This window comes from Microbispora bryophytorum, assembly GCF_043197435.1.
Taxonomy (GTDB): Bacteria; Actinomycetota; Actinomycetes; order Streptosporangiales; family Streptosporangiaceae; genus Microbispora; species Microbispora bryophytorum.
On record NZ_JBICTF010000011.1, the window covers coordinates 256,373 to 271,080 of the forward strand.

General features: G+C 70.0%; 14 protein-coding genes. 6 read left to right on the forward strand and 8 right to left on the reverse strand.

The features are described 5' to 3' along the window. Positions 1–294 precede the first annotated feature (294 nt). Entirely contained in the window at positions 295–1,245 is a 951-nt protein-coding gene (locus ACGFIB_RS31510) for a D-alanine--D-alanine ligase family protein (RefSeq protein ID WP_142573378.1), read from the forward strand. 827 nt (positions 1,246–2,072) lie between these two features. Here ACGFIB_RS31510 and ACGFIB_RS31515 read toward each other — a convergent pair. The 8 genes from ACGFIB_RS31515 to rpmH all read right to left on the reverse strand — a co-directional run bounded on the left by ACGFIB_RS31515 (position 2,073) and on the right by rpmH (position 7,782). Continuing rightward, the gene (locus ACGFIB_RS31515) at positions 2,073–3,059 is read right to left on the reverse strand and encodes a ParB/RepB/Spo0J family partition protein (RefSeq protein WP_393376711.1); all 987 of its coding nucleotides are present in this window, start codon (positions 3,057–3,059) and stop codon (positions 2,073–2,075) included. 392 nt (positions 3,060–3,451) lie between these two features. Continuing rightward, positions 3,452–4,225 (reverse strand): ParA family protein, encoded by a 774-nt coding sequence (locus tag ACGFIB_RS31520; RefSeq protein WP_357263898.1) that lies wholly within the window; start codon positions 4,223–4,225, stop codon positions 3,452–3,454. Between the two features lie 322 nt (positions 4,226–4,547). Next, positions 4,548–5,228 carry a 16S rRNA (guanine(527)-N(7))-methyltransferase RsmG gene (gene rsmG / locus ACGFIB_RS31525; RefSeq protein WP_191053173.1) on the reverse strand — a complete coding sequence of 227 codons (681 nt, stop codon included), beginning with the start codon at positions 5,226–5,228 and terminating at the stop codon, positions 4,548–4,550. 198 nt (positions 5,229–5,426) lie between these two features. Then, entirely contained in the window at positions 5,427–5,921 is a 495-nt protein-coding gene (locus ACGFIB_RS31530; RefSeq protein WP_142573370.1) for a Jag family protein, read from the reverse strand. 18 nt (positions 5,922–5,939) lie between these two features. Further along, the gene (yidC, locus tag ACGFIB_RS31535; RefSeq protein ID WP_393376713.1) at positions 5,940–6,890 is read right to left on the reverse strand and encodes a membrane protein insertase YidC; all 951 of its coding nucleotides are present in this window, start codon (positions 6,888–6,890) and stop codon (positions 5,940–5,942) included. Between the two features lie 4 nt (positions 6,891–6,894). After that, the gene (gene yidD, locus ACGFIB_RS31540) at positions 6,895–7,179 is read right to left on the reverse strand and encodes a membrane protein insertion efficiency factor YidD (RefSeq protein ID WP_142573688.1); all 285 of its coding nucleotides are present in this window, start codon (positions 7,177–7,179) and stop codon (positions 6,895–6,897) included. A 26-nt stretch (positions 7,180–7,205) separates the two neighbouring features. Further along, the gene (rnpA, locus tag ACGFIB_RS31545; protein ID WP_142573368.1) at positions 7,206–7,583 is read right to left on the reverse strand and encodes a ribonuclease P protein component; all 378 of its coding nucleotides are present in this window, start codon (positions 7,581–7,583) and stop codon (positions 7,206–7,208) included. Between the two features lie 61 nt (positions 7,584–7,644). Then, positions 7,645–7,782: a 50S ribosomal protein L34 gene (gene rpmH, locus ACGFIB_RS31550; RefSeq protein WP_015772801.1), complete on the reverse strand. Its 138-nt coding sequence runs from the start codon at positions 7,780–7,782 to the stop codon at positions 7,645–7,647. Positions 7,783–8,214: 432 nt separating this feature from the next. Here rpmH and dnaA point away from each other — a divergent pair, with 432 nt between their 5' ends. The 5 genes from dnaA to ACGFIB_RS31575 all read left to right on the forward strand — a co-directional run bounded on the left by dnaA (position 8,215) and on the right by ACGFIB_RS31575 (position 14,532). Further along, positions 8,215–9,858 carry a chromosomal replication initiator protein DnaA gene (dnaA, locus tag ACGFIB_RS31555; RefSeq protein ID WP_142573367.1) on the forward strand — a complete coding sequence of 548 codons (1,644 nt, stop codon included), beginning with the start codon at positions 8,215–8,217 and terminating at the stop codon, positions 9,856–9,858. 525 nt (positions 9,859–10,383) lie between these two features. Then, positions 10,384–11,523, forward strand: coding sequence for a DNA polymerase III subunit beta (dnaN, locus tag ACGFIB_RS31560; protein WP_142573366.1), 1,140 nt, complete (start codon positions 10,384–10,386; stop codon positions 11,521–11,523). 103 nt (positions 11,524–11,626) lie between these two features. Further along, complete coding sequence (gene gnd / locus ACGFIB_RS31565) at positions 11,627–12,571, forward strand: phosphogluconate dehydrogenase (NAD(+)-dependent, decarboxylating) (protein ID WP_393376773.1); 945 nt, start codon at positions 11,627–11,629, stop codon at positions 12,569–12,571. 250 nt (positions 12,572–12,821) lie between these two features. Further along, entirely contained in the window at positions 12,822–14,009 is a 1,188-nt protein-coding gene (gene recF, locus ACGFIB_RS31570; protein WP_393376715.1) for a DNA replication/repair protein RecF, read from the forward strand. Then, positions 13,999–14,532, forward strand: coding sequence for a DUF721 domain-containing protein (locus tag ACGFIB_RS31575; protein ID WP_357162678.1), 534 nt, complete (start codon positions 13,999–14,001; stop codon positions 14,530–14,532). The genes recF and ACGFIB_RS31575 overlap by 11 nt, the downstream gene beginning before the upstream one ends. The last annotated feature ends 176 nt before the right edge of the window (positions 14,533–14,708 follow it).

Genomic DNA, 14,708 nt, shown 5'->3' on the forward strand with positions numbered 1-14,708 from the left:
CCCAGCGACGGAGGAGCCGCCCATGGCACCGCCCATGGGCGGCTCCGGCTGCACGTGCGACCTTGGCTGAGACGCGGTGCCCCGGCGCGGCGGCACGGGCAGGGCACTAGCCTGTTCAGGCTGGCCGTACTGACTTCTCGAGGCGAGAAAGGCCCTCTTCGTGACCGAGCGAACGATGACCCAAGGATCGCCCCCTGCGCGTCCGTGGAGGGGGACGCGATCCGGGCCGGGTGACACCGACCACCGCTGGACCGCAGCCGGTGCCGTGGTGGAGCACATCGGCGGTGAGACGCCATGAGCGATCTGGGCCACGTGCTCATCCTCGCGGGAGGGCTCTCCTACGAGCGTGAGGTCTCCATCCGTTCGGGACGCCGCGTCGCGGAGGTGCTTCGGGCGGCCGGGGTGGACGTGGAGACGCGCGATGCCGACTCCACCCTCGTGCCCGCCGTGCTGGCCGACCCGCCGGACGCGGTCTTCGTCACCCTGCACGGCGGCGCCGGAGAGGACGGCGCCATCCGCTCGGTGCTCGAACTTCTCGACGTGCCCTACGTCGGAGCGACGCCGGACGCCTGCCGGGTCGCCTTCGACAAGCCCACGGCGAAGGCGGTCGTCCGCTCCTGGGGGCTGAACACGCCCGACTCGGTGGCGCTGCCCAAGGAGACGTTCCACGATCTCGGTGCCGCCGCCGTGCTCGCCCGCATCATCGACCGGCTCGGCCTGCCGCTGTTCGTCAAGCCCTCGCGCGGCGGCTCCGCGTTGGGCGCCTCCATGGTGCGCACGGCGGAGGAGCTGCCCGCCGCGATGGTCGGTTGCTTTGCCTACGGCGACACCGCGCTCATCGAGCGGTACGTCGAGGGCATCGAGGTCTCGGTCTCCGTGGTGGATCTCGGCGACGGGCCGGTCGCCCTGCCGCCCGTGGAGATCGTGCCCGACCGAGGCGTGTACGACTACGCGGCCCGCTACACGGCCGGGCACACGGAGTTCTTCGCACCGGCCCGGCTCTCCCCCGAGGCCACCGAGGCGTGTGCGGGCATGGCGGTCGCCGCCCACACCGCGCTCGGCCTGCGAGACATCTCCCGCACCGACATCATCGTCGATGCCGCCGGCAAGCCGTACTTCCTCGAAGTGAACGTCGCCCCCGGCATGACGGAGACCTCTCTACTGCCCATGGCGGCGGAGGCGGCGGGGCGCGATCTCGGCACGCTGTGCAAGGGACTCCTGGAGCTCGCCGCCACCCGAGGCTGACCCCGCCACGGTTTCACGTGAAACAGCCCCCTCCGGGCGAGCATGGAGGGGGCTGTGTCGTTCCCAAGACCGTGCTTCCGGCAGGCGGAGCCGAGTGGGGGTCTCGAACCTGGGCCGGGACGGTCACAGCGCCGGAAGGAATCTCCGGTCCTCGCGATCCCCCTCCGCTCCGCTCAGAAAAATCCTCGCAGGCTCGGAATCTCCCCAGAGGGTCGCCAGGGCCTTCCCCGCGACTGTGGATCCCTGACTGTCGATCCTTTCCGCTCCGCTCCCTCATCCCGGGGGTCGTCGGTGCCCAGCGGACCAGAGGGATCTGACGAGCGACACACCCGCCACCACGGCGGCCACAGAAGGGGCCCCTCAGAGCGCCCGTGTGCCCGCACGGTCTTCCGGAGAGACGGCTGAACGCCAGGCGGGACAGGACGGAGGCGAGTCCGCTCACTGTGGCTCCGCCCGTGGCGGCCCACCAGTGAACCCAGCAGACTTCGACCCGGCCGGGCCGTGGCCCCCTCCCCCGGCGGCGGGCCGTACGTCGCGACCACCGCCGGTGCCGCACGTGCGCGTCAGCAGGGCTGGGCGGAACCGGCGAACGCGTGGGCCGACATCGACCTGGTCGCATCCGACCTGGCGCATCCAACCCCTATAAGCGGTGCTCATGCCTAAGGGGTGCCCATGCCGAAGGGGTGCTCATGTAGCCGCCGTCGAGAGAGCGGATGCGAGACGGATCGCCTGCCATATCGGCCCCGGCGCAGCCGACGAGGAGCATGGGACGTGATGTTTCACGTGAAACCTGCGGCAGAACGCGGGTGCCACCGCAGCCTCTGCGGTCACTCCGCCGTGATGCCCCTGCTTCGCATCGCGTGAGCGGCCTCCGGCGCCATCGTGTCGATGATGCGCTCCAGGTCGTCGATCGTGGAGAACTCGACCACGATGCGCCCCTTCCGGCTGCCGAGATCGACCTTCACCTTCGTCTCGAAGTGGTCCGACAACCGATTCGCCAGGTCGCTCAGCGCCGGGGCGGTCGGCTTCTTCGCTCGGGGCTTGCGTGGAGCCGGCCCAGCGGTGGCCTCGCCCAGAGCCACGATCTCCTCTACGGTCCGGACAGACAGCCCCTCGGCCACGATCCGGGTCGCCAGCCGCTCTTGCGCGGCGGGGTCGTTCAACGCCAGCAGCGCTCGCGCGTGCCCTGCGCTGATGACCCCGGCCGCCACCCGGCGCTGCACCTCGGGAGGAAGGTTCAGCAGTCGCAGGGTGTTGCTGATGTGCGACCGTGACCGTCCGACCTTCCCGGCGAGCACCTCGTGGGTGGCCCCGAAGTCGTCCAGAAGCTGCTGGTAGGCCGCCGCCTCCTCCAGCGCGTTCAGCTGCTCCCGCTGGAGGTTCTCGATGAGCGCCTCACGGAGCATCTCGTCGTCCTGGGTGCTCCGGACGATCGCGGGGATGCGGTTGAGCCCGGCGATCTGCGAGGCGCGCCACCTCCGCTCCCCCATGATGAGCTCGAAGCGGTCATCCTCCAGGGCGCGGACGACGACCGGCTGCAGCAGGCCGACCTCCCTGATGGATGCCGCGAGGTCGTCCAGCCGGTCCTCGTCGAACACCTCACGCGGTTGCCGCGGGTTCCGGGAGATGGAGTCGACCTCGATCTCCTGGAAGTAGGCGCCCTCCACCGGACGCAGGCCCACTCTGTCCGTTCCCGGCGCGGCCGACGGCGGGCCGGCGGGCGGAGCGCTCGCCGCGGACGCCGGATCGACGATCGGTCCTGTGGGGATCAGAGCCCCAAGACCCTTGCCCAGTCCCCGACGCTGCTGGCTCACCGCTGCTCCTTCATAACCGCACAGAAGGCGGTGCCCAGCGACTCGGAGTCACTGGGCACCGGCATGCACACACCAGGAGAGAGTACCGCTGTGAAGCCCCGCCTTGAGTCTCCGTGCGCCCAGCCGTGCGCGATTCCACCGTCAGCCCCCGCGCGTGTCCCGGCATGCGGAGCAAGCGGGCGGGAGCGAGCACCGCCGCGAACGCCCAGCCGAGCGGTTTCACGAGGACCGAAGCTTCTGCCCGTTCCCCTGAGCCACAGCCATCATGGCCCCGTCGCCATCACCCGCGCCGGGCGCCGGTGACGCCCTCCGGCACGTCCTCGTCCGCGCGCCGTCTCTCACCCCGTCCGTACGGACAGCGTGGCGCACGTCCGGAGCGCCGCTCGGGTCTGTCAGGCGCCGGCGAGGGCCGCCGCCCGATAGGCGATCTCGCGGGCGGCGCCCATGTATGCCAGCGCCCCGCTCGATCCCGGGTCGTACGTCATGACGGACTGGCCGTAGCTGGGCGCCTCGGAGACGCGCACGCTCCTGGGGATGACGGAGTCCAGCACGGTGTCGCCGAAGTGGGAGCGCACCTCCTCGGCCACCTGGGAGGCGAGGCGGGTCCGGCCGTCGTACATCGTGAGCAGGATGGTCGAGATCGCCAGCGTCTGGTTCAGGTGCGCCCGCACCAGTTCCACGTTCTGCAGAAGCTGGGTGAGACCCTCCAGGGCGTAGTACTCACACTGGATGGGAATCAGCACCTCCTGGGCCGCCGACATGGCGTTCACCGTCAGCAGGCCCAGCGACGGCGGGCAGTCGATGAGGATGTAGTCGAACTCCATCGCATCGAACGAGGCGAGCGCCCGCCGTAGGCGGGCCTCCCGGCCGACCATCGGAACCAGCTCGATCTCCGCGCCCGCGAGGTCGAGCGTGGCCGGAGCGCAGTACAGATTGGGCATCTCGGGGACCGGCTTGATGATCTGTGCCAGCGGCATGTCGTCCACGAGGACCTGGTACACCGACGGCATCCCCGACCGGTGCTCCGTCGCCAACGCCGTGGACGCGTTGCCCTGCGGGTCGAGGTCGACCACGAGAACGCGCTGATCGTGCATGGACAGCGCCGCCGCAAGATTGACGGCCGTGGTGGTCTTCCCCACGCCGCCCTTCTGGTTGGCCACCGTCATCACGCGACACCGGGAAGGTCGGGGCCAGGTCCCCTCGTCGCGCGTCGAGTAACCGACCGAAGGCGCAGCCGCCTGCGGGGGCGTGGCGGCTGTTTCACGTGAAACCACAGAACTCAGTGCCTCTCGTACCAGCGGCGAATCGCCAGAGTTAAGGGGGGTCTGGGACACGGTCGTCGTCCTTTCGACCGGCGAGACAGGGGGACGAGGCCAGCCCACCCCGGAGGACCGGCCTGCTGTCGCGATCTCCCAGCGTAGGGGGAGCCGAGTCTCCGGCCAACCCAGACCAGCTGTCACACCGCCTGATCCGGCGTCCGCCACCGGCTCACCTCTTTCGTCGCCTCCGCGTGTCCGTCCGCGCAGACCGTCCGGCGACGACGCGAACGAGGGTCGCGGGCGGCTCGACCTTACCGCGCCCCACCGTGACCAGCTCGACGTGCCTCACGCCGAACGACTCCAACTGGGGGCGAGCCGCCTCCAGCTCCTCCTGCGCGCGCTCTCCCTTCATCGCGAGCAACTCCCCGCCCTCGCGCAGAAGCGGCATCGACCACGACAGCAGACGGTCGAGCGGCGCGACCGCCCGCGCCGTCGCGACGTCGAAGACGCGCTTACGGGCGAGCTCCTCGGCCCGCCCGCGCAGCACCTCCACGTTGTCCAGCTTCAGCGTCTCGACACACTCGGACAGGAACACGGTGCGGCGCAGCAGCGGCTCCAGCAGCGTCACCGTCACATCGGGGCGCACGATCGCGAGCACGAGGCCCGGAAGGCCGGCGCCCGAGCCGATGTCGACCAGAGTCGAGTCCGGCGGGACCGCCTCCTCCAGCACCGCACAGTTCAACAGGTGCCGATCCCAGATGCGGGGCACCTCGCGCGGCCCCAGCAGTCCCCGCACCACGCCCGGCCCGGCGAGCAACTCGGCGAACACCTGTGCCCGCTCCAACGCCTCATCGGTGAAAATCTCCCGGGCCACCGGGGGCGCCTCGGGCAGCTCGTTGCTCTCCGTCATCACTCACTCATCCAGGAACGCTCTCGGCCAAGGGTAACCGTCCTTTCCCCTCGGCGACGGTCAGCCGTACATCCGGCGGCCGCCGGCGATGCGATGCCGGTGAAGGGGCAGGGCGAGGAAGGGACGTACAGGACGGAAAAGCCGCCGGTCCCGGATGTGGGACCGGCGGCTTCCCCGCGTCGGAACTGTGAAAAGCGGTCAGGCGGGCAGGACCACCACGAAGCGGCGGGGTTCCTCGCCCTCGGACTCGCTGCGCAGGCCCGCGGCCGCGACCGCGTCGTGAACGATCTTGCGCTCGAACGGCGTCATGGGCTTGAGCGCCTTCGGCTCGCCGGTGCGCTTGACGTCGTCGGCCGCCGCGCTGCCCACCTTGGTGAGCTCGGCCCGGCGCCGCTCCCGAAAGCCGCCCACGTCGAGCATGAGTCGTGAGCGCTCCCCCGTCTGGCGGTGCACGGCCAGGCGCGTCAGCTCCTGCAGCGCCTCCAGCACCTCCCCGCCGGCACCCACGAGCTCGTCGCCCTTGATACCCACGATCGAGACCATCGCGCGGTCTCCCTCGACGTCCATGTCGATGTCGCCGTCGAGGTCGGCGATGTCGAGCAGGCCCTCCAGGTAGTCCGCCGCGATCTCACCCTCCTGTTCCAGGGCATCGACGTCGGGAGCAGGCTTGAGGGTCTCCTCAGCTTCGGTCACGTCCGAACTCTCCTTCTCCTACGACTTCTTGCTGCCGGTGCGCTTGCTGCGAGGCTGGCGCGCCTGCTGCTGACGGACGATCTTGGGGGCGGGCTCCGGCTCAGGCTGCGCCGCCGCCTTGGGCTTCCCCACCAGCTTGGTGAAAATCCCGTTCGTCGGCTCGGGAGTGGTGACGTTGCCCTTCTCGTCCACGACCGGCATGGGATGGCGGCTGTAGAACCAGTGCTGCTGGCCGAGCGTCCACAGGTTGGTGGTCACCCAGTAGAGGATCAGACCGAGCTGGAAGTTCAGGCTGAAGACGGCGAACAGCGGCGAGACATACATGAGGAGCTTCTGCTGCTGTGCCATGGGGTTGTCCGGCATCTGCGCCACCGAGCGCTTCACGCTCTGCCGGACGGTGAGGAACGTGGTGCACGAGCTGACGGCCACGAAGCAGGCAAGCACGATCTTCGTCATCAGCGGCTGGGCGCCGAGACTCTGGATGATCTCGGAGCTGTCGAAGAACTTCGCCGTCAGCGGCGCGCCGATGACATGCGCGGCACGCGCGCTGTTCACCAGCTCCTTGGTCATGCCGAAAACGGCCCGGTCCTCGGCGATGGCCCGCAGCACGGTGAACATCGAGATGAAGATCGGGAACTGCGCGACGATCGGGAGGCAGCCCCCGAGTGGGTTGGCGCCCCCTTCTTGGTACAGCCGCATGACCTCCTGGTTCATGCGCTGCTTGTCGTTCTTGTACTTCTTGCGCAGGTCCTGGACCTTGGGCGCCAGTTCCTGCATCTTCCGCGACGAGCGCATCTGCTTCATAAAGAGCGGGAAGATCAGCAGACGCATCAGCACGGTCAGCGTGATGATGGTCAGCGCCCAGTTGAGCCCGCTGCTGGAGGGGATGAAAGTGCTGTAGCCGGCGTGGATCTGGGTGATCACCCAGGCCACCGCCGTGTACAGCCAATTCAGGAATGGCAGCTCCACCGAGCTAGCTCCCTTGCGTTTCGTCGTGAGACCGGACTCGGCGTGGGGGCACCGGGTCGAAACCTCCAGGATGGAACGGGTGACACCGTCCGATACGCCTGACGGTCAGCCATACCCCGCGCGCCGCTCCATGAACGGCGACGGCTTCCAGGCCATAGGCGCTGCAGGACGGCTCAAACCGGCACCTCGGCCCCAGCATCGGGCTGATGAAGGCGCGGTAGAACCGGATGATCGCGAGCAGCACGCTTGCGACCGGCCCGGTCGCGGGCCGGTCGGCCTCCCCGGGCATCACGGCCGGGGTCGGTTGCTGCGCTGTCATGACCGTCCATCCGTCGGGGTCCCGGCATCGGACCCGCGCCGCCGGAGTAAACGACTCAGCGCGATGTCGAGTTCGGCGGCCAGGTGCTCGCTACGCGCGGACGCGGCCGGTGGATTGGCGCGTACCACCAGAAGGCTACCTCTCGGCAGCAGCGGCAGGCGGCTCCGCAGGAGGTGTCTCAACCTGCGCCTGACCTGGTTGCGCACCACGGCGCCGCCGACCGCCTTGCTCACGACGAAGCCGACCAGCGGTGGCTCGTCGGCGTCACGCAGGTTCAGGTGTGCGACCAGGGTGGGACGCCCGGCGCGCCGCCCACGGCGAATCGCGTCGGCGAACTCGTCACCCCGCCGCATGCGGGACGCGGACGGCAGCACCGGGCCTTCCTCGGCATATGGCCGCCCGCTCCGCTCAGCACGGGCGGGCGGCGTTTGATCGTCAGACCGTCAGCTCGGCGCGGCCCTTGCGGCGGCGCGCGGCCAGGATGGCGCGGCCGGCCCGGGTGCGCATGCGCAGCCGGAAGCCGTGGGTCTTCGCGCGGCGACGGTTGTTCGGCTGGTAAGTACGCTTGCTCACGAGTGGGCTCCAGGCTTCAGGTGCGTCCGCGGCGTTCCGCGGGCGCGGTACATTCCATGGTCACGGCTCGTCAGATGCGCGGGCATGCGAAATAGCCGTCGCGTGATTAGCCGACCGGGACACGTTACGGGCACACGGTACGTCAGGTCAAACCGCGCCCGTGACGCCAAGCGAGTACGGCAAGCGACCATGGGCCGTTAGGCTGTGGACAACGCCTTGAACGCAGGTTGCGCACACCGCTACCGTCGGCCGTCCGGCCCTTCCCCCCATCAGCGTGAATGTGCCCGGGGGAGGCGCACGGGCTGTGCACATCATGTGGATCATTTGTGGATGGCAAGCCGGACGAGGTCCGGTGGCGAGGCGTACAGGACGGGAAACGACACGGATCGCGGCGGGCGAGCGGGGCCGCGTAACGAGAGGAGGGGCCGAGCCATGGAAGGCGTCGATCTCAACGCTGTATGGGCTCGGGCCCTCAGGACCCTGCTCGACGAGGGCGTCTCGGGGCAGCAGCGGGCGTTCCTCCAGATGACGCAGCCCTCCGGCCTCATCAACGACACGATTCTCCTGGCGGCCCCCAACGATTTCGCCAAAGAGGTCATCGAGGTCCGGCTGCGCCCGCTGATCGTGCACGCGTTGTCGCAGGAGCTCGGCCGGCCTGTGCGGATCGCCGTGATGGTGGATCCCGGCGCCGGCCTGCCCTCCGCCTCGGACCCCTCCGGGGCGCCGTCGGCCGATCACCGCCCACAGGCGCCGTCCACAGATTATCCACAGCCCCACCCCCAGGCTCCACGCTTTCCCTTAGCTGAGGACGGCCCGATCCGGCGGGACGCCGAGCCGCACTATCCACAGGCCCAGCAGTATTCGCAGCCGCCGCAGCACATGTCCCCGCCGGACCACGCGCAGCGGCCCGGCGGCTACTCCCCCGAGCCGCCCGCGGCGCCCAAGCCCGAGCCGGTGCCGGGCCCCGTGTCCGGGCCCGGGTCCGGCGGCCCCGGGCAGAACCGCTGGGACGCCCGCAGCGGACGCACCTCCGGCGAGCCGGCCCGGCTGAACGCCAAGTACACGTTCGAGACGTTCGTCATCGGCGCCAGCAACCGCTTCGCGCACGCGGCCGCCGTCGCGGTCGCCGAGGCCCCCGCCAAGGCGTACAACCCGCTGTTCATCTACGGCGACTCGGGACTGGGCAAGACCCACCTGCTGCACGCGATCGGCCACTACGCGCAGAGCCTGTACGACGGCGCCCGGGTGCGGTACGTGAGCTCCGAGGAGTTCACCAACGACTTCATCAACTCCATCCGCGACCACAAGGCCGACGGGTTCCGCTCCCGCTTCCGGGCTGTGGACATCCTCCTCGTGGACGACATCCAGTTCCTTGAGGGCAAGGAGCAGACGCAGGAGGAGTTCTTCCACACCTTCAACACCCTCCACAACGCCAGCAAGCAGATCGTCATCTCCAGCGACCGGGCGCCCAAGCAGCTCGTGACGCTGGAGGACCGGCTGCGCAACCGGTTCGAGTGGGGGCTGATCACCGACGTCCAGCCGCCCGAGCTGGAGACCCGCATCGCGATCCTGCGCAAGAAGGCGATCCAGGAGGGCCTGGCCGCGCCGCCCGACGTGCTGGAGTACATCGCCAGCCGCATCGCGACCAACATCCGCGAGCTCGAGGGCGCGCTGATCAGGGTCACCGCGTTCGCCAGCCTCAACCGGCAGTCTGTGGACATCCAGCTCGCCGAGATCGTCCTCAAGGACCTCATCAGCGAGGACGCGAGCCCGGAGATCACCATCTCCCTCATCATGTCCACAACCGCCGAGTACTTCGGTGTATCGCTCGACGACCTGTGTGGAAGCTCACGCTCGCGCGCGCTGGTAACCGCCCGCCAGATCGCCATGTACCTGGCGCGGGAGCTGACCGACCTGTCTCTGCCCAAGATCGGCCAGCAGTTCGGGGGACGCGACCACACGACCGTGATGCACGCGGAGCGTAAAATCCGGTCGCTCATGGCCGAACGGCGCTCGATGTACAACCAGGTCAACGAGCTGACGACTCGGATCAAGCAGCGCGCACGCAACGCTTAGTACACAGCTGTGGATAACTCTGTGGATCAAAAATGCCGCCCCTCGGCGGCGGCTCTCCGCGTTACCCCCACCCTTTCCGGCCCGCCAACGCGCCGTCCCCGCTTGGGGACAACTCTGGGGAGAACTTGGGGATGGCTTGGGGAATACCCGTGGACGAGCTGGGGACGCCCTGTGTGCACTCGTCACGCACAGCTCAGCTGTCCCATTTACCCCGTGGACAACCGGTGGAAACATCGTGGATTACTCGTGGACAGAGGGCCCTCCATCTGGGGAACGGGTGTGGGGACAGCGGCTCCACCCACAGGGCACGGGGTGTCCGTCCACGTTCCCCCCACACCGGCAGTGGATGAACCAGCTTCGCTGAGCTGCGAAAATGCTCGACATCCACATATCCACACTGCCTAATAAGACGACTTGTATCTCTCTCCCTAAGGAACTCAAGAACCATAGAAGGGGTTCTGGAGGCACACAGGTGCGGGAGAGTGAAGACTTGACGAAGCAGCGACACCCAGGAGGCTGATCCACGTGATGTTCCGGATCGATCGCGACGTGCTCGCCGAGGCCGTGGCGTGGACGGCACGGAGCCTTCCGGCCCGTCCATCGGTGCCGGTCCTCGCCGGCATGCGGCTGGAGGTGACCGACGAGCAGCGGCTGAAGCTCTCCGGGTTCGACTACGAGGTCTCCGCCGAGGTGACCCTAGACCTGCAGACCGGCGAGCCGGGTGTGGTCCTCGTCTCCGGCAAGCTCCTCGCCGAGATCACCCGCGCGCTCCCCGCACAGCCGGTCGAGCTGGTTGTGGACGGAGCCAAGGCCGTCGTCACCTGCGGCAGTGCCCGATTCACCCTTCTCACCATGCCTGTGGAGGACTACCCCTCCCTCCCGGCCATGCCGCCCGCCGCCGGACGGGTCGGCAGCGACGTGTTCGCCTCCGCCGTCGGGCAGGTGGCCGTCGCCGCGGGCAAGGACGACACCCTCCCGATGCTCACCGGCGTGCGGATGGAGATCGAGGGCGACACCGTGACCCTCGCCGCCACCGACCGCTACCGCCTCGCCGTACGCGAGTTGAAGTGGCAGCCCGAGCAGCCCGGCTTCCAGGCGGTGGCGATGATCCCCGGCCGTACGCTGGCGGACACGGCCAAGGCGCTGGGCGGCACCGGCGCGGAGGTCGAGATCGCGCTGAGCTCGGCCGGCGGCACCGGCGAGGGCATGATCGGGTTCTCCAGCTCCGGACGGCGGACGACGACCCGGCTGCTCGACCCCGAATTCCCCAAGTACCGCTCGCTGCTGCCCACCGAGTTCTCCGCGCGGGCGGATCTGTCCACAGCATCGTTCGTGGAGGCCGTCAAACGCGTCGCGCTCGTCGCCGAGCGCAACACCCCCGTACGGCTGACCTTCCGCGGCGGAGAGGTCGTCCTGGAGGCCGGCAGCGGCGACGAGGCGCAGGCCGTGGAGGCGCTGCCGGTCGAGTTCGACGGCGACGAGATCAACATCGCCTTCAACCACCAGTTCCTGCTGGAGGGCCTCGGGGCGATCGACTCCGACGTCGCGCGGCTCCAGTTCACCACGCCGACCAAGCCCGCCATCCTCACCGGGGGCAAGCCTGTGGACGACGGGGGGAGCGAGGACTACCGCTACCTCATCATGCCCATCCGCCTGTCCAGCTGACGCGGCCCGGACACCCCGGGCGTACGATCTGCTGCGGGCATGGACCCCTGATGCATGGGTACGCGTGCCTCGGTGGACGGTGCAGAGTTGAGGGGTGGCTCAGATGCAGATCGGCATGATCGGGCTCGGCAAAATGGGCGGGAACATGGCCGAGCGGCTGCGGCGCGGCGGCCACGAGGTCGTCGGCTATGACCGCGACCCCTCCGTCAGCGACGTCGGCAGCCTCCAGGAGCTCGTGGAGAGGCTTCAGGCGCCGCGCGCGGTCTGGGTCATGGTGCCCGCCGGGGCGCCGACGAGGAGCACGGTCGAGCAGCTGCGCGACTTGCTGGCGGACGGTGACATCGTCATCGACGGCGGCAACTCGTACTATCTGGACGACCAGCGGCACGCGGCCGACCTCCGCACCCGCGGCATCGGCTTCGTCGACGTGGGCGTCAGCGGCGGCGTCTGGGGCCTGGAGTACGGCTACGCACTGATGACCGGCGGCGAAGAGGAGCACGTCCGCCGGCTCATGCCGATCTTCGAGACGCTCAAGCCGGAGGGCGAGGACGGCTTCGTCCACGCGGGCAGCGTGGGCGCGGGTCACTTCGCGAAGATGGTCCACAACGGCATCGAGTACGGCATGATGCAGGCCTTCGCCGAGGGCTGGGAACTGCTGGAGGCCAGCGACGCCGTCACCAACATCCCCGACACGTTCAAGAGCTGGCGGCACGGCACCGTCATCCGGTCCTGGCTGCTCGATCTGCTGGTGCGGGCGCTGGAGGAGGACCCCGACCTCACCGAGCTCAAGGGCTACGCGGAGGACTCCGGCGAGGGCCGGTGGACGGTCCAGGCCGCCGTGGACCACGCCGTGCCCCTGCCGGCCATCACGGCCGCGCTGTACGCCCGTTTCGCCTCGCGCCAGGCCGACTCCCCGGCGATGAAGATGGTCGCGGCGCTGCGCAACCAGTTCGGCGGGCACGCGGTCGCCTCGTCCGAGGGCCAGACCGGCAAGGGCGCCGACGCTCCCGGCGCCGACGTCACCCCGCCGGTGGAGGCCGAGGGCTGACCGCGCCCTCAGACCTCGGTGTCCCGGGGCTGGGCCGCCTGCGCGCCCACGGTCGTCCACGTTCGTCCACAGGGGTGTGGATTCCGGGCTCGTCCGGGTGACGCGGCCTGACCGCGGGACGGCGGCGCCGATCTTCCACAGGCTGTGGACGAACCGCCCCGCCCCCACGCGCTTCTCCACAGTGCGCCGTTTCTCCACAGCACGTCGTAGCCGGGACACGAAGGCCGGGCACCGGCACTAGCCTGGCGGGGTGCACGTGGCGAGCCTGTCCCTCACCGACTTCCGGTCCTACCCGGAGGTCGAACTCGTGCTGGAACCGGGGGCGACGGCGTTCGTCGGGCCGAACGGCCAGGGCAAGACCAACCTGGTCGAGGCGCTCGGCTACATCGCGACCCATTCGAGCCACCGGGTGGCCACCGACGCGCCGCTCGTGCGGCACGGCGCGCAGCGGGCGATCGTGCGCGCCGCGGTGGTCAGGGACGACCGCCGCGCACTGATCGAGATCGAGATCAACCCGGGCCGGGCCAACCGCGCCAGGGTGAACCGCTCGGCCGTCCCCCGGCCGCGCGACGCCCTCGGCGTGCTGCGGACCGTGCTGTTCGCCCCGGAGGACCTCTCGCTGATCAAGGGCGACCCGTCCGAGCGCCGCCGTTTCATGGACGACCTGCTCGTCGCCCGCGTCCCCAGGTTCGCGGGCGTGCGCGCCGACTACGAGCGCGTGCTCAAGCAGCGCAACGCACTCCTGCGTACGGCCGCGGCGACGCGGGTGGGACGGCGGCGCGGCGGCCGCAGGCAGGAGGACGACGCGGCCTTCGCCGCCGCCGGCGCGGGAGACGTCCTGAGCACGCTCGAGGTCTGGGACTCCCACCTGGTGCGCCACGGCGCGGAACTGCTGGCGGCGCGGCTGCGCCTGGTGGACGCGCTGCGTCCGCTCGTGGCCAAGGCGTACGCCACTCTCGCCCCGTCGTCGGGACTCGCCGATCTCGACTACCGCGCGTCGGGGTTATCCACAGATATCCCCACCCTGGGGACAAATCAGGAGCTGCTGGCCGAGCACCTGCGGGCGGGCCTCGCGGAAGCGCGTCAGGCGGAGCTCGAACGCGGCGTGACCCTCGTCGGCCCGCACCGCGACGACCTGCTGCTGCGGCTGGGCGAGTTGCCGGCCCGGGGCTACGCGAGCCACGGCGAGTCGTGGTCGTTCGCCCTCGCGCTGCGGCTGGCGGCCTATGACCTGCTGAGAGCCGACGGCGGCGATCCCGTGCTGATCCTGGACGACGTCTTCGCGGAGCTGGACGGTCAGCGGCGCAGGCGGCTCTCCGAGATCGTCGCCCCGGCCGAGCAGGTGCTCATCACGGCGGCGGTGCCGGACGACGTGCCCCCCGAGCTGGCCGGTGCCCGGTTCGACGTGATGGAGGGTGACGTGACCCGTGTCCGATGAGATATCCACAGGCGGTGGACAGTCCCCGCAGGGCGCGGCCTCGCGCGGCGCCTCGATGGCGCGGGAGAAGCTGGCCCAGGCGAAGACCGACGCGCTGAAACGGGGGCAGCTCCCGCGGGCCGAGCCGCGCCGCCGCTCCGGCTCGGGCGGCCAGCGACGGGACTCCGGCGACCCGCTGCAGTTCGGCCGGGCGATTCGCGACCTGCTCGCGGCCCGGGGATGGGAGCAGCCGGTCGCGGTGGGCGGGGTGTTCGGCCGCTGGGCGGAGATCGTCGGCCCCGAGCTGGCCGCCCACACCAGGCCGGAGACCTTCGAGGACGGCGAGGTGGTGGTCGCCGCCGACTCGACCGCCTGGGCGACCCAGGTCCGGCTGCTCGCGTCCACCCTGGTCAAGCGGTTGAACGAGGAGCTCGGCGACGGCATCGTGACCCGCGTCAAGGTGCACGGCCCCGGCGCGGGCCAGCGCCAGGCAGGCGGCCTGCGCGTACGGGGGAGCCGCGGGCCGGGCGACACGTACGGCTGAGCGCCAGGCGGCAGGGCCGTCGGGGACCCGCACCGGCGGCTGTCCGGGGCCCGCACCGGCGCGCGACGAGCCGAGAACCGGCCCGAGGAGAGCCGAACCGGCCCATAATCGCGTCTGAGGCTCCGACCCCCGTTCCGTGTGGGGGATGCTCAAAAACATGATCATCAAGCGACAGG